Genomic DNA, 23,941 nt, shown 5'->3' with positions numbered 1-23,941 from the left:
GTTCTCCCTGCGATGTCGTACGTGGTCGGGTGGGCGCTGCCTCTTCAATCGCCCTGCACCTGGGAGACGTTGAGGCGCCTCAGCCGGTGCCTCGCGGGCCGGGCGGCGCCCCCATGGCGCACAGCGCCTCGTACAGCGGGCGGTAGAGCAGCTTGACGAGTTCGGTGTCGGCAGGGTCGGGGTATGTGCCGACGGCGGAGGCGTCGGTATCCGCGAAATACGGGGTGAGGACGTCCCGCAGCCGCACGAGCAGCCCCGGGTCGGCGGCGCGGCGCGGGCGCCGTTCCCGCCCGATGACGGGGGCCTGTGCGGCCGCGAGCTGCGGTGCGAAGGCGGCGTCGACGAACACGACGCGGGCGGGCACGCCGCCGCGGACGAGGCGTCCGATGACCTGCCAGATGGTGACGAGCTGGTCCCAGGCGAAGGACTTCTTCTCGTCGTCGGAGAGCGAGGAATAGATGTAGGGCCGTGACAGGACGTGCCGCCATACGCGGCGCGCAGTGGTCCTGAAGGCGCTGCCGGCTGTATACAGGCTGTCGGCCCCCGCCACCATGTCACTGAATGTCCCATCCAGACTCCTCAGCTGATCGCGTACGAAGCGGGTCGCCCAGTCGTTGATGGCGAAGACAGCAAGGGAGAGGTCGTCGGGGCGTGGGTGCGGACGGGCCATGAAGAACACCGTCCCGAACGCTGCTACTTTCTCCTCGCCAGGCCTCTGGGGGGTGGTAAGGATGTTGTGTCCTCGCTCGACGGCGAGGAGGGGGGCCACGAGCAGTTCGGCGTCCGGGTCGTCGGCGAAGGAGGCGAGGTCTCCGCGCCGCACCGCTCCCGCGCTCGGCGCCTGAGTCCCCGCTGGCGCCGCGCCGTCGATGGCGGTTTCCAGTTCGGCGTCGTCGGCAGCCAGGACGCGTACCCGGCCGCGCCAGCGCGGGATCTCGTCCAGGGCGGCGGCGGCCACCTTGGCCTCCGCGTAGCTGCCTACCAGGAGCAGGGCGCGCTTGCGGCGCTGGTCGGGAATCTGGGCGAGTTCGTTCTGCAGCGGGGAGGCGCTTCCGTCGCCCCGGGGCCGGGCCAGCCGGTCGACCATCAGGCGCAGGACGTCCTCGCGCTTGTCGGGGTCTTGCCCGGAGAGCCGGATCGGCTGCCCGGCTGCGTCGTAGAGGAACTCGGTGCGAAACACGGTTTCGCGGATGGAGCGCAGCGCCTTGCTCTGCGGCTTGAGCACCGCGCGGACGGGGGCGAGGACGTGGGCTCGGGTGGAGGTGCCGGCCCAACTGGTGCCCGACATGAGGAGGACGTGCGGCCCGGCCTGCCCCCGGCCGGGGTCGGCGCCGAGCTGGGGAAGGTTGAGGAGCAGTTCGCGGCCCACGCCCGCGCAGCGGAAGAAGCGCAGGGTGCCGGTGCGGTGTCCGTCCTTGTTGCGGGCGGCGGCCCGTTCGTCCACCAGGTACTGGAAACCGAGGACGTTGCCCATGGGCGCTTCGGGGAGCAGCGGCGCGTAGTCGAGGGGCGGGCGGCGAGTCAGCTCGTGGCTTGCCGAGTCGAGCCGCAATGCGGCCTCTACCTGGGGCCACAGGAACGTTACCCGGTCCAGGCGCTGATGCAGGGCGGCGAGGGCAAGGGTGAACTCCAGGCGGCGCGCGTTGAGGTCACGCCACTCCTCGGTGAGGGGAACGTCCTCGGGCGCCGGCTCCTTGCCGCGCTTGGTGACGGGTGCGGGGCGCTGATCCGGCCCCGGTGCTCCGATGAGGAACGAGTCGAGGAGCGCGCGGACGCGGCGTCGTGTCCGCTTCTCGTCGAGGGTGTGCAGGACGTCGTGGGCGAGAGACGTCAGCTTGTCGGCGGGCGTCAGGTAGGGGCCGCGCCCGCCGAGGGGGTCATCGCGGAACGTGTCGAAGAATGCGGTGATCTCGGCGCGGCGCTCCGCCCAGGGGGCCTTCTGCGCAGAGGCATTGCCGTCGTTCGTGGGACCGTCCTCGTCCTCGTAAAGCGCGCTCTCGTCCTCGACGTCCTCTTCGCCCGTGCTGTCCGGTCGCCCCGAGGTCCGGCCTTGCACCGGCGGGTACCAAGCGTGCAGCAGCTTCTCCTGAAGCGTCCACGCGCTGAAGTAGTCGATCTGTGCCCAGTTTCGTAGTCCTTCGTCGTCGATGAGCATGGCGTACAGCCGGTCTGCGGCGGATCCGACGACGTCCAAGGCGGCGGACCACCGTTCCACGTCCTGGTCGGAGAGTTGCAGTCGTCCCTGCCGGGAGAGTTCGGCGATCTCGTGGGTCTGCAACTGGTCCAGCCAGGAGTCGGAGACACCGGTGGTGACGAGCGTGGCCGACGGCGCGAACATCTGGTCGAGCTGCATCTGTACGCGGTCGGCCTCGTCGACGATCACGATGTCGCTGCGCAGGCAGGCCAGTTCGAGATAGCGCAGCCGCTCGGCGTTGAGCTGGCGCGGCACCGCCGTCTGGACAAGGCTGGCGGGGTTGGCCACCCAGATCAGCGCGTCCACGAGGTCGCGCGCGGAGGAGTGCCGGGGACATAGGTTCCACAGGGGGCAGGCGTGCGGAGAGCTCAGGTCCTCCTCGTCGGTGTCATCCGCGACTGCCGCTCTCCCCGGGACTCCTCGAGCGCGTTCGAGCTCGCGTACGGCGCGCTCGGCCGCCGGTTCCTCATCGGTCTCCTGGCGCCGTGCGGGGTGGAGGGCGCCGCACGGCGCGTCGGCGTAGCGCAGCGGCTCCGACGTGTCGAGTGCGCGCAGGGCGTCCAGCGGGCAGGCGGTGCTGAGGTGTGTGAAGACGGGGCCTGTATGGGCCAGCAGCGAGTGCGCTCCGCGTGCGGCGAGCCTGCGGTGCAGCCGCTGGGTGTGCTGGGGCCGCGTCGTGCCGCCCTGAACCGGGGCAGCGCTCAGGCCGAGTGCGCGGAACAGTTCGGTCAGGGTCAGTTGTTCGGCCACGTCGCCGACGACGAGCGTGATGCGCAGGCCGTTCTGGTGCGCCCAGACGGCGAGCAGTGTCATCAGAGTCGACTTGCCGGCGCCGACCATGCCAACGAGGTGGGTGAGCCGGTCGAGCGGCAGGACAGATGCTGCTTCGAAGGATGTCCCGTCCGGCGTGCGGGTGTCGAGGTCGAGGTGGTCGAGGCGCTGCGCCCAGTTTCCCGCCCTCAGTCCCTGCCGCTGTTCCACCTCGTCCATCCATCGTGCCACGTCTGCGAGTTCGTCGAGCGGCACGTCGAGGGGGCCTGCGGTGGCCGGGCGAGCGGCGGTGAGGGGATGACCGGGCACGGGGTCCCGAACGAGGTCGGCGGGGATGGTGACGGAGGTGCGCCGGTGGCGGCGATCCATGAAGCGGTGTTCGCCCGCCTCCGCCAGGGGAAGCGGCTTGGTGGAGAAGTCAGGGAGCTTCGCGAGCGCATCGTCGTAGGCGGCGAAGCGGTCGGCGGCCACCTTCAGGGAGACCCGATGAGCGGGTTCCCCGGCCGCAGGGACACGGTACGCGCGCAGCCGTTCGGGAAGTTCCAGGTAGGCATCCAGGCTCTGCCGCCACATCCGGCCGCGGCGCATCGGCCAGAGCAGGTGCCGGGCCGCGGCCAGTGCGACCTGCTCGGCCGTACCGGTGGGGAGTTTCGCGGCTTGCACGAAGCGGAGACCGTAGCCGCCGAGGAGCGTCCACGCTCCGTCGGCCGAGTGGCCGGGCGCAACGGTCTCCATCATCCGGAGGGCGAGTTCGACCTGGCAGAGCAGGGCGGGCCGGGTCCCGGCGTGCTCTTCGGGCCATGGGCCCAGTGCGGCGACGACCGGCTGGTACCAGCTGCTGCGGTCACGCATGCTCCGCTCCGTTCTTCCCGGCACCGTCCGTCGGCGCCGCATGTTCTCCGGACGGGGGTGACGCCGTATGCACGGCTCTCCGGTCGCTTCCCGATGGCATGGTCCGGTCGGTGTGGAGGGGACCGATGGTCGTGTCCGGCCCGCGTTCGCCGGACAGCCGAAGTCGTGCTGCCCTCTTCAGCTGGTCGTCCGTCAGCAGACGTAGTCCGCCCGCGCCATCGCCCCGCTCCTTGGCGTAGATGTCGAGGTAGTTGCGGCGTGCGCGTACCCTGAAGCCCGGCACGACCCAACATGCTTCGTCGTACGGGGGTTCGGCGCGGACAGCGGTTGCGGAGCGTCCCAGGAAGGCGGGGTGCGCCCAGTCCTTCACGTCGACGGCCCACACGTAACCATCAGGGAAGGTGACGCGCAGGTCGTACGCGTCGAATCCGGGCCACATCTCGACGGTGAGCCCCAGGGCGCGCAGCTCACTCTCCAGCGAGGTTTCGGCCTGCCCGGGCCCCGTGACGAACTGTCGCAGCGGCTTGCGCAGCTGACGCAGGTCCCCTATCTCTGACGCGACGAGTTCCCGGCCGCGCGGCGCGGGGCCCCGGTGCCGGCATTGATCGCGCTCGCACCACCACTCGGCGTCGGACACCGGGTGGAGCAGCGTCAGGCAGCGGTGGCAGCACAGGTACGAGCCACCCCGCCGGAACCCGAGAGGGACGGGGGCGTAGATCTCCTCGATGAGGAAGCGGACGGGGTCGAGGAAAAGATCGCTGCTGACCTCGGCCCAGTCCGCCTCGGTGAGGACAGGCCGGGTGACGAGGAGACGGCGGAAGGCCGTGTACGACTCGGGCGATGACATGGCGCGGCAGGCGCGAAGGGCCTCATGGATCACCAAGCGGTCGTACTGCCGTCCGGTGCTGTCGCCGTATCCCCGTACGGCGAGTTCGTGGCAGAGCTGCGAGGGCTCTCCCGAGTCCTCGTCGATCAGCCGGTCGGCGATGTCGAACAGGTCGGTGGGCAGTCGGTCGAGGGGCCAGCTACCCAGGGGGCGGGCGCTGGCCCACCGCATCATCTCGGGCACCCCGGCCGGGGGCTTGGCCCCGTTGCGCAGGCACTGGAGCACCAGGGCGTCCAAGGCCCGTTGCGCGGTGGCCGGGTAGGGCAGGGCGAAGGAGTCGAGGCGGTCGACGGCTGCCAGGTGCAGGACAGCGGTGGCGACGTCCCGCAGGAGGACGACGTCGGGGTTGGACAACCAGTCCGGTACGAGTTGCTGGTCAGCCATGAGCCGGGATGCCTCCTTGCGCCGGGGCCTGCGCCTCGGGGCTTCCCGGGCGCGGGTGGTCGGTGACGTAGGCGGTGCCGGGGCGGCACCAGGCCCGTGCCTGGCAGCCGTGGCAGTGGCGTCCGGCCCTCGGCTCGTACGTGGTGTCGTCCAGGAGCGGCTGGGCGAGTTCGGCGATGACGGTCCGGGCTTCGTCGACGTTCTCGGCGCGTCCGGGGTCGATGGTTTCGAGCCGGCTCTCGCCGTGACCCTCGCGTAGATGCTCCAGTTCGACCCACGACCGGCGCGGGTCGTCTCCGAGCGCTCCCGCATGGAACAGCAATACGGCCAGGGCGAGCTGGGGGTAGGTGCGGAGCAAGGACTGTCGTTCCCAGAGCGGGCGAGTCGACGTCTTGGTCTCGCGCCAGATCCACCGACCACGATGGGTGTACACCAGATCGGGTACGGCGAGGACGACGACGTCGAGTTCGGGCAGGTAGGCCGTCACCCGATGTTGTGCGAGCACTTTCTCGTCGGCGCCGAGGCCGTTAAGCGGGCACAACAGCCGGTGTTCGGCAAGCATTCCGACGGCCTCATGTGCGGATGAGTCGTCGAGTCCGGTCCTGGCGCGTATGGCGGCCAGGTCGGGGACCTCGCGGTCCCGACAGCCACATACCGGGCGTTGGTCGTGTTGTGCGTTGAGCCAGGCGTCGACGGCTCGGCCGCGCTGTGCTCCCCGGTCCTCGGTGGACAGGTCGTTGAGGTGCAGCCGTCGCACCAGGTGGTACTGGGCGGGGCATTCGGCGTGCAGACGCAGGTCCCAGGCGGAGACGGAGCGTCGTTGGCGTACGAGGGCAGGGGGCCGCCCGCCCCACAGTTGTGGAGCGCGCTTCAGGTCCGTACAGCTGGCGATGGCCTTGCAGTCGACACAGCTCTCGCCGGGCCGTGCGCCGGTTCCGGTCGCGGCTGCGAGGAAAGCGGGCGCCGCGTCGTCCGCGAAACGCTGCCTTGCTTCGGTGGGACCTTCGGAGAGCAGCTTCACCATGGAGCCGTCGGCGCATCCGAAGTCGAAGACGCGGACCAGTCCGGGCAGGGGCCTGTCGTCGGTCGCGGTGGGCGGGGGCTCGGTGCGCGCCTTGCGCCGGGGCGTGGGCGCGCCGTGCGCCATCACCTGTGCCACCGCAGCGAGTTCCGCGTCGGGGCGGCCGGTCTTGGCCCGGCCCATGGAGGGGAGCCACAGGTCGCGCACCGTTCCGTCGGCGGAGGCGTACATGCGGCCCCAGAGGGTGTGCTCGTACTGCCGGGCGCCACGCGGATCAGGAGTATCCGTGCGGCGGGTGCGCCACGTCCACGGTTGCTCGACCGGTGCGGTTGGAGGCAGCCCGGCCTTGATGGCAGCGGCCTGTTCCTGGGTGCGGGCGGTCACGTAGCGCTCCAGGGCGTGGGCGGTCCAGGCCAGGTGGGCGGGATGGACCGGTGCGCCCCACCCGCGGAAGGGGCCGCGGGTGCTGCGGAGTTCCTCGCGCACCCGCTCGACGGGCCAGTTCGCGTGTTCCCAGAGGTCGAGGGCCGTGAAGAGCGGCCCGAACGCGAATTGCTCGCGCGGGTCGGGGCGGAACGGCACGGGCGGCTCGGCGATGAGCAGGGGTCGCATCGCGGTGCGCTGGTGGGTCGGGCAAGCCGCGGCGTCGGGCCGGGCCATCCGGGGGCTCGCCCTGATCAGCCAGTCGTGGCCGGAGACGCCCGATGAATTCTGCATGGTGACCCCCGTGGAGGGCGGCATGGGCAGGAGTGCCCGGAACCGACGGGACTCCGAGGAGATCCGGGTGCCAACCGAGCATGCCATAGAGCTGTAAACTTAGTCCATGGATATCCCGTGTAATGATCCCTTCACGCTACTCTGGTGTGCCTATGGCGCAGGAGTGTGAAGGGGCACGGCGGTGGACGCGGATACGTACAAGCCCGGCGCGGGTGATCTGATTGACGGGCGCTACGAGCTGAAAGGCTCGCTCGGCAAGGGCGGGATGGCTCACGTCTGGCGGGCCCGCGAGGTTTCCGGCGGTCGGGAGGTGGCGGTGAAGTTCCTGCGCCACGACTCCGAGGCCCTGTACTGCCTCGACCCGCACGAGCGCGAGGTCGAACTCACTGTCAGAAACGCGCGGTTCCGGCGCGAGGCCGGTCTCTTGGGCACGCTCGACCACCCGGGCATCACCGAGCTGTACGGGAGCGGATCGCACCAGGGCGTGCCGTACATCGCCATGCGTCTGGTGTCCGGGGTGAGTCTGCGGACCTACCTCGACGAGCACAATCCTCTGCCTCTGGCCGCGGCGGTCGCCGTCGCCGTGCAGGTGGCCGGGGCGCTGGCCTGTGCGCACACCCTTCCTGTGGTGCACCGGGATCTCAAGCCGGCGAACATCATGATCGACGACGAGGGGGCAGTCGTCCTCATCGACTTCGGCATCGCCAAGCCGCTGCGCGCCGACGCCACACGGTATACGGCCCACGGTTCGACGCTGGGCACCCGCGGCTATCTGGCGCCCGAGCAGCTGCTAGAACTGGAGCCCACTCCGCGTACGGACGTGTACTGCTTCGGCTGCATCTTCTATGAACTCCTCACCGGACGACCGCCGTTCCCGCTCGGCGCAGACTCCGGTCTGACCGACAAACATCTCCACGAGGAACCGCTGCCGCCGAGCGTATACGCCGCGGGCATCCCCGAGGCGATCGACGACCTGGTGGTGCGGATGCTCGCCAAGAAGCCCGAGCAGCGCCCGTCCGTCGACGAGGTCCTGGAGGTCCTTGCCCCGTTCGGGCCCCGGCCCGGCGACCCCGAGCCCCGGCCGCGCACCCGCCCCGACCCCACGGCCCCTTTGCGCCGGCCATCGGACAGGGTCCTGCGGCCGCGCCCCGCCCTCGTCGCCCCGCCTGCGGCATCTGCGCTGGTCGAGGAAGAGTGGCTCGATGCTCGCACGGTTGAACGACTCTGCGTGCAGGCCGAGTCGGAGATCGAGTCCGGGGATCCGGGCGAGGCGGCCGACCGCTTGCGCGGGCTGACGGCGCGGGTTCGCAAGGAGTGGGGCGAGCATCGCCCCCTGGTGCGCCGCGTGTGGCAGGGAGCGGCGGACGGACTCCGCCTGGCAGGTGACTTCGGCTCCGCGGCCCGGCTCTACCGGGGAATCGACGACGATCTCATCCACGGGGACGGTCCGGCCGAGCGGGCCGAACGCGCGGTGATCCGGCTCCGCCTCGCCGAATGCCGCCTCGCCTTCGGTGAACTGGAGGCCGCGGTCAGCGCGGTCGACACGGCGGGGCGCACGGTCGCGGGCCTGCCGCCGGAACTCGGGGCACGGGTCGAGGACGTACGGCGTACGGTTGACGCCCAGCTCACGGCCCGGCTCGCCGATCCCACGGACATGGAGACGTGACCACACGAGGCACCAGCAGCGCATGTGCGGTCAGGCGGCGGATCAGTCCCCTATGCCCTGCCTGCCAGGCGTCCGGCCGCCAGTTCGTCGCCGAGGTCGCGGACGAGATCCGCGCCGAGGCCGGCCCCGCGGCGCACCATCCGCTCGAAGGAGGCCAGTTCGCGGAACACCTCGCCGTAACGCCGCTGTTCGCCAAGGGGTACCTGGCGGACCTGGAGGCGGCGGACGTCGATGCGGGAGGAGCTCGTGGTGTGCGTTCCGGCCTGCCGGGCGTTGGCGGGGGCTCGGAGCGAACCGGCGAGGAACCAGGTATCCAGCTGCTCGGGCTGCACCCGCACGGCGTGCAGTTGCGGGCCGAGGGCGGTCGGTGACCCCTCGTGGACCCAGGCGGAGAAGGCGCGGGCAACCCCCACCACCACGATGTCCCCGGGTTCGGCGATCACGGCCTCGCGGGCCGCCGGGTCGTCGGGCGCGAGCCAGCCTCGCGGCTCGCCGTCCACCAGCAGGTCGGGGACGGTGAGTAGCGGGATGTCGTCGTCGGACGACGGCCCCGTGCGGATCGACTCGTCCGGCGGTTGCTGCCCGCCACGCAGGGTGAGCGCCCCGGCCCGGGCCAGTTCGGCGACCGTGGTAGCCGTCGGAGTGTCCGCAGTGGCTGCGGCGAATTCGAGCGCCGCGAGCATCCGGGCCGACTTGCCCACACTCGTGGTGAGTTCGGTGAACGCCCTCCAGGATTCGGCTAGTCGGGGCGCGGAGTCCACCGGGGACGGAGTGATATGACGCCCTGGGGTGAGGTCGACCTCGTCGTCGAGGAGGTCGATGACGGGCACCTGACGTACGTGGGCGGGCTCCTGCAGGGAGTCAGCTTCCTCGACGGCCTCGCGTACGAAGGTGCCGATCGCTGCCCAGTCGGGGGCCCACTCCCGCGCCGAAGGCCGGGGGAAGCGTGACGCGGCGTCGGCAACCAGCAGCCGTCCGCCCACCTGTGCCTCCTCTCCGGGGGCGGGCGTCCGCAGCACCCACAGGTGCAGGGAGACGCTGTGCGGCGCCGCGCATCCCGGTGGCAGCGCGACGACGGCCCGCAGATGGCCGGTGCGCAGCAGCGAGCCGCGGACGCGTCGGCCGGCCTTCCTGGCCGCCACGGCAGGCGGCAGCAGCAGCACGGCGGCGCCGCCGGGACGCAGCCGGGCCAGGCAGTGCTGAACCCAGGCGAGTTCGGGCTCGGTGCGCGGGGGCAGTCCGTGGCTCCAGCGGGCGTCGGTGGCCAGCTCTTCGTACCCCCAGTCCCGTTCGTTGAAGGGCGGGTTGCACAGGACGATGTCGGCGTGCGTGCCGGCGAAGGGGTCCTCGCGCAGGGAGTCTCCCGCCCGTACGTCGATGCGCGTCCGCTCGCCTTCCCTCTTACCCTCGGCGAGGCTCAGGCGGGCGTTCGCCAGTGCGGCGAGGACAGGGTCGCGGTCGCCGCCGAGCAGAGTGACCGCCCTGGGACCGGACTCCTTCACGGCTTCGGCCGCGGCCGCGAGAAGGTGCCCGGTGCCGCAGGCCGGGTCCATGACCGTGGTCCCGCCCGCGCGGTCGGCCGCACCGAGGGCGAGGTCTGCCATGAGTGCAGCCAGCGGCTCCGGGGTGGTGGCGATCTGGCGCACATGGACGTCAAGCCACCGGCGCAGCAGGAACGCGAAGGTCTGTACGCCTCCTTCGCGCCGCCCGAGATCCACAGCCCGTTTGATCAGCGCCCGCGTCTCGTCCGGGAGCTCATCGCCTTCCTCGCTTTCCCGGCCGGAGAGGAGTCGCCCTGCCTTCGCGATGGCGGCCCCAGTCTCGTCGCGCCCCCCGAGCGCCTCGAAGCGGGGCCAGAGCCATTCCCGCTCGGCGGACTTCTTGAGCTTCTTGTTCTCGCGTAGCCAGTTCTCGATGTCGGTCATGGAGAACTGAGGGTTGACGTCGGTGCCAGCGATCCGCCCGGGGAAGGACGGATGCCGCCGCCGCCAGTTGCTCACGGCTGCTCGCCCCACGCCCGCGAGACGGGCGATTTCCGCCAAGGTCACCGGTACGGCACTCGACGTGGACATCTGCACTCCCAGGGCGTTTCTGATTTGCACGAGGACTCTCCCCCAACTGCGGGTGCTTGATCAAGCCACCCTTCCTCCCTCCCACGTCCGCCAGGCTACTACGAGCGTTGACTTTGTTCACAGAGGAAGGTGCTCGGTCGCCCGCTGTACGACACGTACAGTGCCTCCCTGGCCCGGGTGCACGCCACGAACAGCAGACACCGTTCGCTGGCGAAGTCCGTGGCGTGCTGGAGCGGGTCGACGACCTCGGCCGGCGTCACCGCCTTCTGGAACGGGAAAGCGGAGGCTGTCACCCCGGCCACGGCCACGCAGCGAAACTCCAGTCCCTTCAGGCTGTGCAAGCTCGAAACCCGCACCCCGGCCGTGCCGTCGGGCTCCCCGTCCTTGACCCGTACGACAGGCAGCCCGGCCTCGGCGAGCCGCACCCTGATCCGCGCGGTATGTGTGTGGAACCGGGCGCAGACCGCAATCTCCGAGGGTGCGACCCTGGCCGCCACCCAACTTCGGAGATTCACCTCCCGCACGATCTCCGCGAGCCGACCGCCGACGGCAGAGCGCCACGCGGCCGGTTGTGAATTGTGAGTTCCCTGGCTTTTTCCGTCGAGGCCGGTGGTCATCGGACAGAATGACAAAGCGATGACTCCGACGCCTGAGAATCCGGCCTCCACCCCCGCCGGATACGCCCCCTTCGCGCATCTCACCGTGCCCAACGCCGTCCTCTACCGGCGAACGATGCGGACGTTCCTCGTCGCCAAGGAACGGTTCGCGGTGCACCTGCGGCCCGAGGATGTGCATGCCGCGCTGCCGGCCGGTGAGCGTCCGGCCGAGCTCGAGACCGTGGTCAAGGCGCTTGACAGCCTCGTTGAGTGGGGGAATCTGCGGGCCGATCCCGATACCGCGCGGGTCACCGCCGTCGAGGACTTCTACCGCAAGAGGTTCGTCTATCAGCTCACCCGGGCGGGGGAGGCTGCGGAGGAGGCGCTGTCCGCGTATGACGAGGCGCTTGGCCGGCGTGGAGCGCTGCAGGCGGTCGCTCTGCACGACATCGTCACCCAGCTGCGCGCCCTGCTCGTCCTGGGAGCCGGGGAAGAACTCGACCCGGCCAAGACGTACCTCGCACTCGACGTGCTGACCAGCAGGTTCGCGGCCCTCGCCGAGAACGCTCGCGCCTTCATGGGCTCCCTGCAGCGCACCATCGACCTGCACGACGTCGAGGAGGAGGTGTTCCTCGCCTACAAGGACCGGCTCATCCAGTATCTGGAGCGGTTCATCCAGGACTTGATCACCCTCGGCGGGCGCATCGCCCAGCTGATCCTGGAACTGGAGGACGCCGGCTTCATCGTGCCGCTGCTCCGGACCGCCGCTGCCCGCGAGGCCGCCGATGCCTCTCCGGAGGACGCGGCGCACGCAGAGCGGGAGGCGTACACGCGGTGGACAGGGCGTTGGGAGGGGCTTGCCGCGTGGTTCATCAGCCGGGACGGGCGCGAGTCGCAGGCCCGGCTGCTGCGAGGGCGGGCCCTCGGGGCGATTCCTCAGCTCCTGGCGGTCGTACGGTCGCTCAACGAGCGCCGGGCCGGGCGCTCCGACCGTTCCGCCGACTTCCGGACGCTCGCCCACTGGTTCGCCGAGGCGCCCGACGACGATGCCCGGCACCGTCTGTGGCGGACCGCTTTCGGGCTCTACCCCGCCCGTCATCTCACCGTCGACGCCGAAACCCTCGCCGCCCGCACGGCACGGCCGGTCCCTGCCGCCACGCCGTGGGCCGAATCCGATCCCCTGCGCATCAGCCCGCAGTTACGCCGCACGGGCAGCTACGAACGGCGCGGCAAACCCCGCAAGGTCGAGGACCGCTCCGAGGCGCGCCGCCATCTCGCCGAGATCGCCGCCAAGCAGGGGGCCGAGATCGCCGCCGCTCGTGCCCGGCTCGCCACCGGCGGTGTCACCCGCCTCTCGGCGCTCGGTGAACTCGACCCGCTCGCCTTCGGCCTCTTCCTCCAGCTCCTCGGTGATGCCCTGGCCACGTGGCGGCCCGGCATGACCCGCACCTCGGCCACCAGCAATGACGGCTCCATGGAGATCCGCCTCTCGGCGCTCGGTGACGGCGCGGTCGCGGAGATCACCACTCCCGGCGGCAGGTTCCGGGGCCCTGATCACGCCGTTGAGATCGTCGACCTGACGGAGGAGGACGGCAGGCCATGAGCACCCCACTCGCCGAGGTGCTGGACGGGCAGCACGCCGCCGATCTGCGCAAGGCCGCCCGGGCTCTGCTCAAGCAGCCGCTCCTGCTCGCGCACGGCCCGCACTCCGACGACTTCCGGCTCATCCGCCGCCACGCTTCGGAACTGCGGGAGTGGTTCGACCGCAACACCGGCTGGTCCCTCCAAGTGGGCGCCGAGGCGGCCCGGCTGCGGAAGGTCCCCGGCACCCTCGCCGGCCCGGCACACCCCGCTCGTGAGGCCGGCCGGACCGGTGCCCCCTTCACCCGTCGCCGCTACGTCCTGCTCTGCCTCGCCCTGGCCGCCCTTGAGCGAGGCGAGGCGCAGATCGCGCTGGGCCGTCTCGCCGACCACATCGTCCTGGACGCCGCCGACCCCCGGCTCACGGACGCCGGAATCCACTTCACCCTGGACCGGCGGGACGAGCGCCTCGACCTTGCCGCAGTCGTACGGTTCCTGCTGAAGCTCGGCGTCCTCCGGCGCGTCGCCGGAGACGAAGAGGCTTATGTCAGCGGAGCGGGCGACGTCCTGTACGACGTCGAGCGGCGCGTGCTGGCCGGCCTGCTCGTCACCCGTCGGGGCCCCTCGACGGTCCATGCCGGCACCTTCGAGGGCCGCCTCGCCGAACTGGTCGCCGAAACCGCCCTGGACAGCGACGAGCTGCGGTTCCGCGCGATGCGCCGTTCGCTGACCCGGCGCCTGCTCGACGATCCGGTGCTGTACTACGACGAGTTGACGGACGCGGAGCTGGCCTATCTCACCCGGCAGCGCGGCTTCCTCATCGCCCGTATCACGGAACTGACCGGACTCGTCGCCGAGGTGAGGGCCGAGGGCATCGCCATGGTCGACCCCGAAGACGACCTGACCGACGTCCGCATGCCCGAACAGGGCACTCACGGCCACATCACCCTGCTGCTCGCCGAACACCTCGCGGCGGCCGGCTGTCCCGTCACCACCGACGATCTCCAGCAGAAGGTCCGTGACCTTGCCGTCGAGCACGGCGGCTTCTGGGCCAAGTCCGCCAAGGAACCGGGCGCGGAGGGGGAACTGGTCGAACAGGCACTCACCAAGCTCTCCGCCCTCGCACTCATATCCCGTCAAGGCGGCACGGTCGTGCCACGCCCGGCTCTCGCCCGGTACGCCGTCGGCGAGACGGTCGTACGCGAATCCGGCACCCCTCGCACCACGCGCATGCCTCAGCAGCGAAAGGCGAACCAGAGTTGACCGCCCTGCCCGTCCCCGTGCGCACGCGCTGGCAGCCGTTGCGCATCGGACTCGTCGACCTCTTCCACTACGACGTGGAGGAATTCCACTTCCGTGACGGACGCCTCCTGCTGCGCGGCAACAACGGCACCGGGAAGTCCAAGGTCCTCGCCCTGACACTGCCCTTCCTGCTGGACGGAGACCTCACGCCGCGCCGTGTCGAGCCCGACGGCGACCCGGGAAAGCGCATGGAGTGGAATCTGCTCCTCGGCGGCGAGCACCCGCACTCCGAACGGCTCGGCTACACGTGGATCGAATTCGGCCGACGGGACGCGACTAGCGGTGAAGAGCACTTCCGTACCCTCGCCTGCGGCCTCAAGGCCGTCGCCGGGCGCGGCATCGCCCGCCACTGGTACGCCGTCACCGACCAGCGCATCGGCCCGGAACTCAGTCTGGTCGATCCCACGGGCACCGCTCTGTCCCGCGACCGGTTGAACGAGGCGATCGCCGGGCACGGCATGGTGTACGACCAGGCCAGGACGTACCGAAGGGCCGTCGACGAGGCACTGTTCGGACTCGGCGAGCAGCGCTACGCGGCCCTCGTCGACCTGCTCATCCAGCTGCGCCAGCCCCAGCTGTCCAAGCGCCCCAACGAGGCCGCCCTCTCCAGGGCCCTGACCGAAGCACTGCCGCCCATGGACCAGGCGGTCATCGCCGATGCGGCCGAGTCGTTCCGTTCCCTGGACGAGGAGAAGGAGGAACTGCGGGCCGCCACTGAGGCCGAGCACGCCGCCTCGGCGTTCCTGGACCACTACCGGCGCTACGCCCGCATCGCCACCCGCCGCCGGGCACGGCTGCCGCGCAGTGAGCACTCCCGCTACGAGCGCCTCCAGCGGGACCTCACGGAGGAACAGGCGCACAAGGCCCGTGCGGAGGAGGACAGAGCGGCGGCGGGGGAGCGGATCGCCGCCCTGGAAGAGGCCGAGACCCGCCTGCGGGCCCAGGACGCCGCCCTGCGCGAAGGCCCCGAGATGCGCAGTGCCCGCGAGCTGGAGCAAGTGGCCGCGGAGGCGGCCCGCACGGCGCGGGCTCAGGAGCGCGCGGCGGCCGACCGCGAGCAGGCCGCGCGGCTCCACACGCGGGCACTGGAGCGGCGCGGCGCGGCCGAGAACCGGCTCGCCGCGGCGCAGCGCCGGGCCGGAGACGTCCTCGACCGCGTCCGGGGGGCGGCCGGGGACGCCCGCGTCCCGCTGCCTGATGAACCCACCCGGGAAGAGGCGGAGGAGGCGGCGGATCGCCGGCGGCGCACCCTGGCTCATGTCGAGGGCTTGGCGAACGAGGCCGACAGAGCAAAGGCCGAGCGTCACGCGGCCTCCGGGCGGCTCGACGAGGCGGAGGCCGATCTCGCGCTCGCGGCCGCGGCGCACAACCGGGCGGAGGAGGCCGTGGCAGCCGCGGGCCAAGAGCTTGTGGACGCCGTACGCGAGCACGCCCGCACGTGCCAGGAGCTGACGTACCCGGACCCGGCAGGCCTCCTCGACGAGGTCCAGGACTGGGTGCGTCATCTCGACGGGCCTTGCCCAGCGCGCGCCCACGCCTCGCGAGCCCACAACTGCGCCTCGGCGGAGCTCGCCGACCAGATGGCCGTCCTGGCGCATCGCAGGACTGAGCTCGCAACCCGCCGCCAGGACATGGAACGGGAACTGGCCGCACTCGAAGCCGGAGGCCAGCGGGGTCCCGAGGCCCCGTACACCCGTACCCCGGGACTGCGCGAGCGCACGCCGGGTGCCCCGCTGTGGCGGCTGGCGGACTTCCGCGAGGGGCTCGGGGAGGCCGACCGCGCCGGCCTGGAAGCGGCGCTGGAGGCATCCGGACTGCTGGATGCCTGGGTGCGTCCTGACGGTTGCGTACTGCTCGATGCCCGGGTGAGCTCCGATGGTTCCCTCCTCGGTGGTGACGGGCACGACGTGCTGCTCGCCCCGCAGACCGGGTCTGTGCGGGGGCCGTCGCTGGCCGACGTGCTGCGCCCTGCCGTGGACCACGGCGACGAGCGGGCCGCAGCGATCGGCGAGGAGACGGTGGAACGGCTGCTCGCGGCGATCGGGCTGGGTGGGGACAGTGCCCAAGCCGTCCGGACGGCGGGAGAGGGCGCGGACACCTGGGCAGCGCTTGACGGGCGGTTCCGCGTCGGCTCGCTCACCGGCCGGTGGGCCAAACCCGCAGCCGAATACCTCGGTGAAGGGGCCCGTGAACAAGCACGACGATCCCGCATCACCGCCCTGCAGGCCGGGCTCGCCGTGCTCCAGGAGGAGTCCGCGGCTGTGACCGCCCAGGCGGACGCTGCCGCCGTGCGCCGCCGCAAGCTCGGCGCCGAACTGGCCGCCGTCCCTGACGAGGCCCCGCTCAGGCAGGCGTACGCCCGTGTGTCCGCGGCCGCCGACACCGTCCGCCGGGACCGCAGCCGACGCGACGAACGGGCCGCCGTCTTCACCGAGGCTGCCCGGACGGCCGAGCAGGCCGTGGCCGAACTCGACGCGGCCGTCACCGACCTGGGCCTGCCCGCCGACCGGGCCGGGCTCGCCGCCGTGCGCCAGGCCCTCACCGACCTCGCCCTCGCCTTCGCCGCTCTGTGGCCCGCCCTGCGGGAGCGCACCGAGGCGGCCCGGCAGGCAGGGGAGGAGCACGACGAGGCCGAACAGGTGGGGCAGCGGGCCGCGGAGCATGCGTTGCGCGCCGAGGAAGCCGCCCGCGAGGCCGCCGTGGCGGACGAGCGCCACAGCACCCTCCGCTCCACGGTCGGCGCCGCCGTCGCCGAACTGGAACGACGTCTCGCCGAGACTGCCCGCTCTCTCAGCGATTGCGGCACCGAGCAGCGCCGTGCCCGCGAACTGCACACGGACGCTGACCGGCGGGCCAGCCGCGCCGAGGGCCGCATCGAACAGCTGGAACGGGGCCTCGCCGAGGCCACGGACGCCCGGGCCGCGGCGATCGCGGCCCTCCAGCGGTTCGCGACCACGGGTCTGATCACGGTCGCGCTGCCCGACCTCGCCGTACCGCCGGTGACGGAGGGCCCGTGGGCGGCCACCCCCGCCATCGCCCTCGCCCGCTCCATCGAGACCGAACTGTCCAGGACGGATGACTCCGACGGAGCTTGGGAACGCGTGCAGCGGCATCTCAGCGAAGAGTTCAAGTCTCTTCAGGACGCCCTGTCCCGGCACGGGCACACCGTGTCTGCCCGCATGGTCGAGGAAGGCATGGTCGTCGACATCGTGTACCAGGGCCGCGAACGCGCCGTACCCGAACTCGCCGAGGCACTCGCAGCAGAGGTCCGTGAGCTCACCCGCATCCTGTCCGCCCACGAGCGGGAGATCCTCGAAACCCACCTCATCACCGAGGTGGCGGGCACTCTGCAGGAGCTGATCGGCACGGCCGAACGGCAGGTACAGGCCATGAACGCCGAGCTGGAGGAACGCCCCACGTCGACGGGCATGAAGCTGCGCCTGGTGTGGCGGGCCTCGCGCAAGGCCCCGGCGGGTCTCGACCGGGCGCGCGAACGCCTGCGCCAGTCCGCGGACGCCTGGACCCCCGAGGACCGGATGGCAGTCGGCGAGTTCCTGCAGGCGCAGATCGCCCAGCAGCAGACCGGCGACGCCGCCGGAAGCTGGCTCGAACACCTCACCGCCGCCCTCGACTACCGCTCCTGGCACGAATTCGGCATCGAGCGTCACCAGCAGGGCCGATGGGTCCCGGCCACCGGGCCGGCCTCGGGCGGTGAGCGCGTCCTCGCCGTGTCCGTGCCCCTGTTCGCCGCCGCGTCCTCGCACTACGCGAGCGCGGGGAGCCCGTACGCCCCCCGTCTGGTCACCCTCGACGAGGCGTTCGCAGGTGTCGACGACGACTCGCGCGGCAAGTGCCTGGGCCTGCTGCACGCCTTCGACCTGGACGTGGTGATGACCAGCGAACGGGAGTGGGCCTGTTATCCACAAGTGCCCGGCATCGCCATCGCGCAGCTCTCGCGGATCGACGGGGTGGCGGCGGTCCTGGTCACCCGCTGGGAGTGGGACGGCAGTGCGCGGCGGCGTGGCGAGGAACCGGCACCGGCACCGGCATCAGCCCACGGCCGGGAAGCGGCCGGGGCGGAGAGCCAGGAGCCCCTGTGGGCGTGAACTCCCCGCCGCCCCATGGCGTTGACGCCGAACGTCTGCACAGACTCCTCGGCACTCCTGAGCTGGTCTGGCTGGTCGAGCGCATACGCCGACGTCTCGAACGGGAGCAGCCGCTCACCGGGCCCGTCTCGCTGGCCACCCCCACCCAAGGCCAGCGAGCGGCCGTCGAGCGATTGGTGGGCAGGCCTCCGCGCGCCGGCCGGTCCTTGTCCGTACGGCTCGACGCCGTGGACGCCGTCCTGTCTCGCTCCGGCATCAGCCCCGGCGGCCTCGCCGTGGCCGTCACAGCCCTCACCGGGCCCGTCACGCTCCTCAGCCAGGCTCACCGCGACGAGTCCAGTGCCTGGCGGGCGGCGTACGCCGCGCTCGACGCCCTCGGTCACGACCGCCCCCATTTCGCGGCATGGGCCGCCCGGCTACGCGCCGAAGGCCTCGTACGGCGTCTCGCCCGCACCCCCGACGTCGCGCGGACGCTGCTCGACGACACCGCGCGAGTGCTCCGCGAACTCCCGGCCACCCCCGCCGTGTCCCTGCCCGCCTTCTCAGCCCGGGTGCTGGGCAGCGCGCACGCGCTGGACGACGGAACGCCCCTGGCCACCCTCACGCTGTCGGGCGTCCGCGCCCTCACCGGCCTTCCCGGTGGCAGCGGAGCCTCATGGCGGCGCGACGCGTGGGCGTCGGCAGGACTGCTGCGCGACGACTTGTCATCGACAGTCCTCACCCTGAACCTGCGAGGTAACCCCGCCCTCGACTGGATGGCCGACGCGGGGGAACCCTGCGTGCTCACCCTCCGGCAACTCACCCACCAGCCGCCTTCAGCAGTACCGCCGGAGGTACGGATCTGCGAGAACCCCGCCGTTCTGGCAGCCGCCGCCGACGTCCACGGCGCCGGCTGCCCACCGCTGGTCTGCCTCCAGGGCCAGCCGTCCGCCGCCGCCCACACGCTCCTGCGCCACCTCCATGAAAACGGCGCGAGGCTGCTCTACCACGGCGACTTCGACTGGGGCGGGCTGCGCATCGCGACTGTGCTGCTGCGCGGCGTGCCCTGGCGCCCTTGGAGGTACACGGCCGCCGACTACCGCGCCGTGGCCGCCGCCACCCCGTCGTTGCCACCTCTGACGGGCACGCCCACCGAGGCCCCCTGGGATCCCGCCCTGGCACCGGCCCTCACCGAGCTGGGCGTACGCGTCGAGGAGGAGACGACCCTGGAGCTGCTCCTTGCGGACCTTGCGTGACCCGTCCAGCCGTCATCCGGCAGCGGGCCACCGGCCGTTCAGTGGGTGTCCAGGTGTCTTCGGGACAGTCTGGGGTGACTCACCGGCTGTTCGGAGGAGGGCGTGTGGTGGCATCGGGGTGTGCGCGGGAGGGCTTGGAGGGGGCTTCGGGTGCTGAGAGGCCTGTTGGGGCGGGTGCCGTCGGGGACGAGCTGGTTGAGGACGGGCTTGCTCCGCTTGCGGTGATGGTGGCTGCCGTTCTGTCGCTGGCCGTCAAGGACCGGAGGGTGAAGGGCAGTCCGGCACCTTCGCGCTGACTCAGCTTCCCCCGCTCTCTCCGCCGTGGGAGAGGAGAGCCGCCGTCGTGTCGGCCAGCAGGCGGGTGGCGTCCGCGAGGGTCGCGTCGGGGACGGATTCCGTGGTGAGCAGGTGCTGGGCGGCCGTGATGAGGCCGTCCAGCTGCTGCTGGAATTCCTGGCGGGTGCCGGGGTGCGCCTGCGGCGGGGGCGGGGTGGGCCAGGCCGCCCAGCTGAGCCAGTCGCGTTCGTCGGAGGTGCGGGCCGGGCGGTCCATGGCCGTGGTGAACTGCCGGCGGAAGTCACGGACGATGCTCTCGACGTCGCTGCGGATGGCTTCGCTGAGCCGGCCGATGGGGGGTGGCGGGGGCTGCTCGCCGTCCTTTTCCCCCTCCGCTTCTCCCTCTGTTCCGGGCCGGGCGTCCGCGGGCTCCTGGTGCGTGAGCTGTTGCCGGCCGGCGCTGGTGAGGTGGTAGACCTTCCGGCCCCCGACGTTTTCGTGGCGGATGAGCCCTTCGGCTTCCATGCGGCGCAGCCTGGGGTAGACGGCGCCGGGGGAGGGGCGGTAGGTGCCGGCGAACTTGTCGCTGAGGGCGGCGAGCAGTTCGTAGCCGTGCCGGGGCCGCTGGCCGAGGAGGTCGAGCAGGTGGAAGCGGATCTGGCCGTAGCCGATGCGGGGAGTGTCGCTCATCCGCTGTGCGTCTCCTAACGTGCGCTGCCGGGCCCCTCGGCGTCGTCGGTGCTGCCGCCGTTGAGGAGGGCGATGCGGCCGGAGACGCTGTTGGCCCACACCGAGGCACTCCCGTGCCCGAGGTCTCCTTTGGCCCTGCTCTGTCCCGGCATCTTAACCGGGCCGATGGTGCTGAACTGGCTCGAGATGCGCCCGTTGAGGGATTCGAGGTGCACCCGGGCGTCGGCGGTCTGCGGCAGGCAGATGCTGATGTCGCCGGAGACGCTGGAGAGCTTCACGTTCCGGGTCCGGCGCGGGGTGGCGGACAGGGCGATCGCGCCGGAGACGGAGCGGATCTCGACGTCGCCGCTCAGGCCGATGGCGTCGACGTGGCCGGAGGACGTCTCGACCTCGACGGGGCCCGAGAGGTGGTTGAGGGTGGTTCCGCCATCGCCGTTGTGGACCTGGACCGCGGAGGGGCTGTCGCACGCGACGACCTCGGCGGCCACGGACCACAGGTCGAGCTTGCAGTGGCGCGGTACGGCGAGGGAGACGACGCTGCGCCGCGCGTGGCGCTTGCTCAGCCGGCCTTTGAGGAGCTGCTGCCAGGTGGTCTCCTGGTGGCCGAGGTAGAGCAGTCCGTCTTCGCAGCGGACGTGTAAGGGGTGCTGGTCGATCTCCGAGACCTCCAGCGTGACGAAGCTGTCGTCCGTTCCGATCACCTGGAGGCGGCCGCGGACGACGAAGGAGCGGATGGCCGTCACTCCTTCCACGGTCATGCGCTGTGGTCGGCTGATCTTCGTGTGCTTCATCCTGCTCCTTCTGCTCCTTCGATACCCGTGGAGGGTCACGGCCCGTGGACAGGTACGGCCCATGGACCGTCGCACCTGGTCACGGCGGTCGAGGCCCCGGCGGGGAGGTCGCCTCGGGGGATTGGCGTCCGTCCCCGCCGGGGCGGTAGGCGGCCGGATCGCGCTCGGGCGTCCGGTGCGGTGCGGTACGGGTCTCAGGCGTCGACGGTGGGCTTCCCGGTCTTCTCCGCCTTTTCCGGTTTCTCCGCCCCCTCTGTCTTCTCCGGCCTCTCTGTCTTCTCCTGCTTCTCCGGCTTCTCCTGCAGCTTGATCGCCTCGGCGTGCATGGTGTCCGCCGCGCGGCTGACGAAGTCCAGGACCAGGGCCAGTTCGTGCTCCTCGTAGCGGGAGCACAGCTCCAGCATCGAATGCGACATGGAGCCGAAGAGCCCCATCACGGTCATGGGCACGTCCGGGCGGACAGCGATGATCACCTTGCGGCGGTCGTCCGGATCCGGCTGCCGCTCGACGAGCCCGGCCTTCTCCAGGCGGTTGATCACTCCGGTGATCGCGCCCGAGGTGAGCCCGGAGACCTCGGCCAGCCGGCCCGCGGTGACCGGCTCGGGGCCGGAGGCCAGGTCCAGGCACTTGAGGTCGGTGGGGTTGATCCCGAGCCGGTCGGCGATCGCCTGGTGGAACAGCACGGTCTCACCGCTCAGGCGGCGCATCTTCCAGGAGAGCGCTCCGATGAGATCGTCACGCGAGGGCAAGCCAGTTGACATGCTTACTCAAGCCTTCCTAGTATCTTACTTCCTAAGCTAAGATACACAGTGGCGGTGAGGTTCTCAACCATCTCGTCACAACGCTCGTGACAACGCTCGTGACGTCCCGCAAGAATTCTGGCGTCTTCACTGCCACCGTGCCGCCCGTAGCGGCCCCTCTGGGTGACGGTTCCCCCCACTCGCGACTGTGACGCGTAATGCGTGTGCGAGCCCAGCCCGGAGCAAGCAACGAGGAGACTGATGTGACTGCAATCCATACGGACCTGGCGGCCGAACCGGGCGGGGGCGGATCCCGGGAATCCCGGCGGTGGTGGGCGGTCCTCGCACTGCTCCTGGCCAGCTTCATGGACCTGCTGGACGGGACCATCGTCAACGTGGCCATCCCGTCGCTGCAGAGGGACCTCGGGACCAGCAACTCCGACGCGCAGTGGGTGGCGTCCGGCTACGCGCTGGCGTTCGCGCTGGTGCTGATCACCGGGAGCCGGCTGGGGGACATCTTCGGCCGCAAGAACCTGTTCCTGATCGGTGTGGCGGGCTTCGTGGTGACCTCGGCCCTGTGCGGAGCGGCACAGGGGCCGGGGATGCTGATCGCGGCCCGCGTGCTCCAGGGAGCGGTGGCCGCGCTCATGGTGCCCCAGGTGCTCTCCACGCTGATGGCGACGTTTCCGCCCAAGCAGGGAGCCATGGTCGCCGGCATGTTCGGCGGGGTGTCCGGCCTGGCCGTGGTCAGCGGGCCGCTGCTCGGGGCGCTGCTGATCAAGGCCGACCTGCTGGGGCTGGAATGGCGGACGATCTTCCTGGTGAACGTCCCGGTGGGGATCGCCACGCTCATCGTCGCGGCCCTGTTCGTGCAGAACACCAAGTCGGAGCACGCCCAGCGGGTGGACGTGCTGGGCAGCGCGCTGGTGACGGTCGCGATGCTGCTGCTGATGTTCCCCCTGCTCAAGGGGCGGGACCTGGGGTGGCCGGTGTGGACGTACGTGTCCATGGCCATGTCCGTCCCGATGCTCGCGCTGTTCGCCTACGTCCAGATCCGGAAGGGCCGTGCCCACCGCTCCCCGCTGGTCGAGATGAGCCTTTTCCGCAAGGGTCCCTTCAACGGCGGGCTGATCATCGGCTTCCTGTTCTTCGCCGGGCTGATCGGCTTCTTCTTCGTCTTCATGCTGTACCTGCAGATCGGGCGCGGTTTCACGGTCCTGCACGCGGGTCTGACCGCGCTGCCGTGGTCGCTGGGCATGGCGATCGGATCGGCGGTCTCCGGCGCGGTGCTCGCCCCCCGGCTCGGCCGCAAGCTGCTGAGCATCGGCGCGCTGGTGATGGCCGTCGCGTTCACCTCCCTGAGCCTGACGCTGCACTACCAGGGCACGAGCGCCACGTCCTGGCAGCTGCTGCCGAGCCTGCTGCTGGCCGGCCTGGGCATGGGGGCCGTGGTCTCCACGCTGTTCAGCATCGTGCTGGCGGCGGTGGAGCCCCGTGAGATCGGCTCGGCCTCGGGCCTGCTCAACGCCGTCACCCAGGTGGGAGCTTCGGCCGGGGTCGCGATCCTCGGTGTCGTGCTCTTCTCCCTGCTGGGCTCCCAGTCCACCGACATGGCGGACCGGGCGGCGCCCCGGCTGAGGGCCGAACTGTCGGCGGCCCACGTGCCCGGCCCCGTCCAGGACCAGGTGATCGCGAAGTTCCGGTCCTGCTACCACGACCGGATGGCGGCGAATGACCAGTCCGTGGCGCCGGCCGGCTGCGGCGGCGCCGAGCCGGGCGACGGCGAGTCCGCCCCGCCGCAGCAGGTGAGCAAGGAGGTGACGGAGGCACTGGAGCACGCCGGCGCCACGACGAACGGCAAGAACTTCACCCTCGCCCTCGAACGCAGCCTGTGGGGCACGGCCGGGGCCATGGTGCTGGTCTTCTTCCTGTCCTTCATCCTCCCGCCCCGAGCGCGTAGTTGGGGCTGATCACGGCAGCACCCGCAGCAGCACCGATCGTGGTGGCCGGGCTTCCGGCCACCACGATCGGCGTTGAGCCCTCTTCGCCCTCAGGCCTTAG

Annotated in this window: 14 protein-coding genes; 6 read left to right on the top strand and 8 right to left on the bottom strand. The window is 71.2% G+C overall.

Translation table 11 applies throughout. From position 1 onward, the window contains the following. Window positions 1–79: 79 nt before the first annotated feature. From IF61_RS0110595 to IF61_RS0110585, 3 genes are read right to left on the bottom strand one after another with little or no spacing between them, the layout of a single operon-like run. The gene (locus IF61_RS0110595; protein WP_030366048.1) at window positions 80–3,817 is read right to left on the bottom strand and encodes a pPIWI_RE_Z domain-containing protein; all 3,738 of its coding nucleotides are present in this window, start codon (window positions 3,815–3,817) and stop codon (window positions 80–82) included. Next, complete coding sequence (locus IF61_RS0110590) at window positions 3,810–5,087, bottom strand: pPIWI_RE_Y domain-containing protein (protein WP_030366047.1); 1,278 nt, start codon at window positions 5,085–5,087, stop codon at window positions 3,810–3,812. Before IF61_RS0110590 ends, IF61_RS0110595 begins: the two co-directional genes overlap by 8 nt. After that, window positions 5,080–6,825 (bottom strand): PD-(D/E)XK nuclease family protein, encoded by a 1,746-nt coding sequence (locus IF61_RS0110585; protein WP_245684469.1) that lies wholly within the window; start codon window positions 6,823–6,825, stop codon window positions 5,080–5,082. The genes IF61_RS0110590 and IF61_RS0110585 overlap by 8 nt, the downstream gene beginning before the upstream one ends. 181 nt (window positions 6,826–7,006) lie before the next feature. Between IF61_RS0110585 and IF61_RS0110575 the strand changes: the two genes are divergently transcribed. Beyond that, window positions 7,007–8,491: a serine/threonine-protein kinase gene (locus tag IF61_RS0110575; protein ID WP_030366045.1), complete on the top strand. Its 1,485-nt coding sequence runs from the start codon at window positions 7,007–7,009 to the stop codon at window positions 8,489–8,491. A gap of 50 nt (window positions 8,492–8,541) precedes the next feature. On the opposite strand, the gene IF61_RS0110570 is transcribed toward IF61_RS0110575, so the two are convergent. Together IF61_RS0110570 and IF61_RS0110565 are read right to left on the bottom strand one after the other, a co-directional pair. Continuing rightward, entirely contained in the window at window positions 8,542–10,563 is a 2,022-nt protein-coding gene (locus IF61_RS0110570) for an N-6 DNA methylase (protein WP_030366044.1), read from the bottom strand. 98 nt (window positions 10,564–10,661) lie between these two features. Next, the gene (locus IF61_RS0110565; RefSeq protein ID WP_078660113.1) at window positions 10,662–11,180 is read right to left on the bottom strand and encodes a 3'-5' exonuclease; all 519 of its coding nucleotides are present in this window, start codon (window positions 11,178–11,180) and stop codon (window positions 10,662–10,664) included. Between the two features lie 19 nt (window positions 11,181–11,199). On the opposite strand from IF61_RS0110565, the gene IF61_RS0110560 reads away from it, so the two are divergent. From IF61_RS0110560 to IF61_RS0110545, 4 genes are read left to right on the top strand one after another with little or no spacing between them, the layout of a single operon-like run. Next, the gene (locus IF61_RS0110560) at window positions 11,200–12,762 is read left to right on the top strand and encodes a TIGR02677 family protein (protein WP_030366042.1); all 1,563 of its coding nucleotides are present in this window, start codon (window positions 11,200–11,202) and stop codon (window positions 12,760–12,762) included. Then, window positions 12,759–14,003: a TIGR02678 family protein gene (locus IF61_RS0110555; protein WP_030366041.1), complete on the top strand. Its 1,245-nt coding sequence runs from the start codon at window positions 12,759–12,761 to the stop codon at window positions 14,001–14,003. The genes IF61_RS0110560 and IF61_RS0110555 overlap by 4 nt, the downstream gene beginning before the upstream one ends. Further along, window positions 14,000–18,148 carry a TIGR02680 family protein gene (locus tag IF61_RS0110550; protein ID WP_030366040.1) on the top strand — a complete coding sequence of 1,383 codons (4,149 nt, stop codon included), beginning with the start codon at window positions 14,000–14,002 and terminating at the stop codon, window positions 18,146–18,148. Before IF61_RS0110555 ends, IF61_RS0110550 begins: the two co-directional genes overlap by 4 nt. After that, complete coding sequence (locus IF61_RS0110545) at window positions 18,145–19,383, top strand: TIGR02679 family protein (protein WP_052392614.1); 1,239 nt, start codon at window positions 18,145–18,147, stop codon at window positions 19,381–19,383. Before IF61_RS0110550 ends, IF61_RS0110545 begins: the two co-directional genes overlap by 4 nt. Before the next feature lie 297 nt (window positions 19,384–19,680). Here the strand turns inward: IF61_RS0110545 and IF61_RS33325 are convergent, their stop codons facing one another. From IF61_RS33325 to IF61_RS0110525, 3 genes are all read right to left on the bottom strand, one after another. Further along, window positions 19,681–20,349, bottom strand: a complete 669-nt coding sequence (locus IF61_RS33325; RefSeq protein ID WP_052392599.1) for a PadR family transcriptional regulator — start codon at window positions 20,347–20,349, stop codon at window positions 19,681–19,683. A 14-nt stretch (window positions 20,350–20,363) separates the two neighbouring features. Beyond that, the gene (locus IF61_RS0110530; protein ID WP_157848590.1) at window positions 20,364–21,140 is read right to left on the bottom strand and encodes a DUF4097 family beta strand repeat-containing protein; all 777 of its coding nucleotides are present in this window, start codon (window positions 21,138–21,140) and stop codon (window positions 20,364–20,366) included. Between the two features lie 194 nt (window positions 21,141–21,334). Next, the gene (locus IF61_RS0110525) at window positions 21,335–21,901 is read right to left on the bottom strand and encodes a MarR family transcriptional regulator (protein WP_211264869.1); all 567 of its coding nucleotides are present in this window, start codon (window positions 21,899–21,901) and stop codon (window positions 21,335–21,337) included. 242 nt (window positions 21,902–22,143) lie between these two features. On the opposite strand from IF61_RS0110525, the gene IF61_RS0110520 reads away from it, so the two are divergent. Further along, a complete protein-coding gene (locus IF61_RS0110520) occupies window positions 22,144–23,850 on the top strand; it encodes a DHA2 family efflux MFS transporter permease subunit (protein WP_052392597.1) in 1,707 nt (568 codons plus the stop codon). The last annotated feature ends 91 nt before the right edge of the window (window positions 23,851–23,941 follow it).

Origin of the sequence: Streptomyces roseoverticillatus (genome assembly GCF_000719265.1) — a bacterium.
Taxonomy (GTDB): domain Bacteria; phylum Actinomycetota; class Actinomycetes; order Streptomycetales; family Streptomycetaceae; genus Streptomyces; species Streptomyces roseoverticillatus.
Note: the sequence above shows the minus strand (reverse complement) of the source record. Positions and strands in the feature narration are given on the sequence as shown.

Coding starts and splice junctions, on each gene's coding strand:
- IF61_RS0110595 (WP_030366048.1), bottom strand. CDS start 3,817: ATGCGTGACCGCAGCAGCTGGTACCAGCCGGTCGTCGCCGCACTGGGC.
- IF61_RS0110590 (WP_030366047.1), bottom strand. CDS start 5,087: ATGGCTGACCAGCAACTCGTACCGGACTGGTTGTCCAACCCCGACGTC.
- IF61_RS0110585 (WP_245684469.1), bottom strand. CDS start 6,825: ATGCAGAATTCATCGGGCGTCTCCGGCCACGACTGGCTGATCAGGGCG.
- IF61_RS0110570 (WP_030366044.1), bottom strand. CDS start 10,563: ATGTCCACGTCGAGTGCCGTACCGGTGACCTTGGCGGAAATCGCCCGT.
- IF61_RS0110565 (WP_078660113.1), bottom strand. CDS start 11,180: ATGACCACCGGCCTCGACGGAAAAAGCCAGGGAACTCACAATTCACAA.
- IF61_RS0110560 (WP_030366042.1), top strand. CDS start 11,200: ATGACTCCGACGCCTGAGAATCCGGCCTCCACCCCCGCCGGATACGCC.
- IF61_RS0110555 (WP_030366041.1), top strand. CDS start 12,759: ATGAGCACCCCACTCGCCGAGGTGCTGGACGGGCAGCACGCCGCCGAT.
- IF61_RS33325 (WP_052392599.1), bottom strand. CDS start 20,349: ATGAGCGACACTCCCCGCATCGGCTACGGCCAGATCCGCTTCCACCTG.
- IF61_RS0110530 (WP_157848590.1), bottom strand. CDS start 21,140: ATGAAGCACACGAAGATCAGCCGACCACAGCGCATGACCGTGGAAGGA.
- IF61_RS0110525 (WP_211264869.1), bottom strand. CDS start 21,901: ATGTCAACTGGCTTGCCCTCGCGTGACGATCTCATCGGAGCGCTCTCC.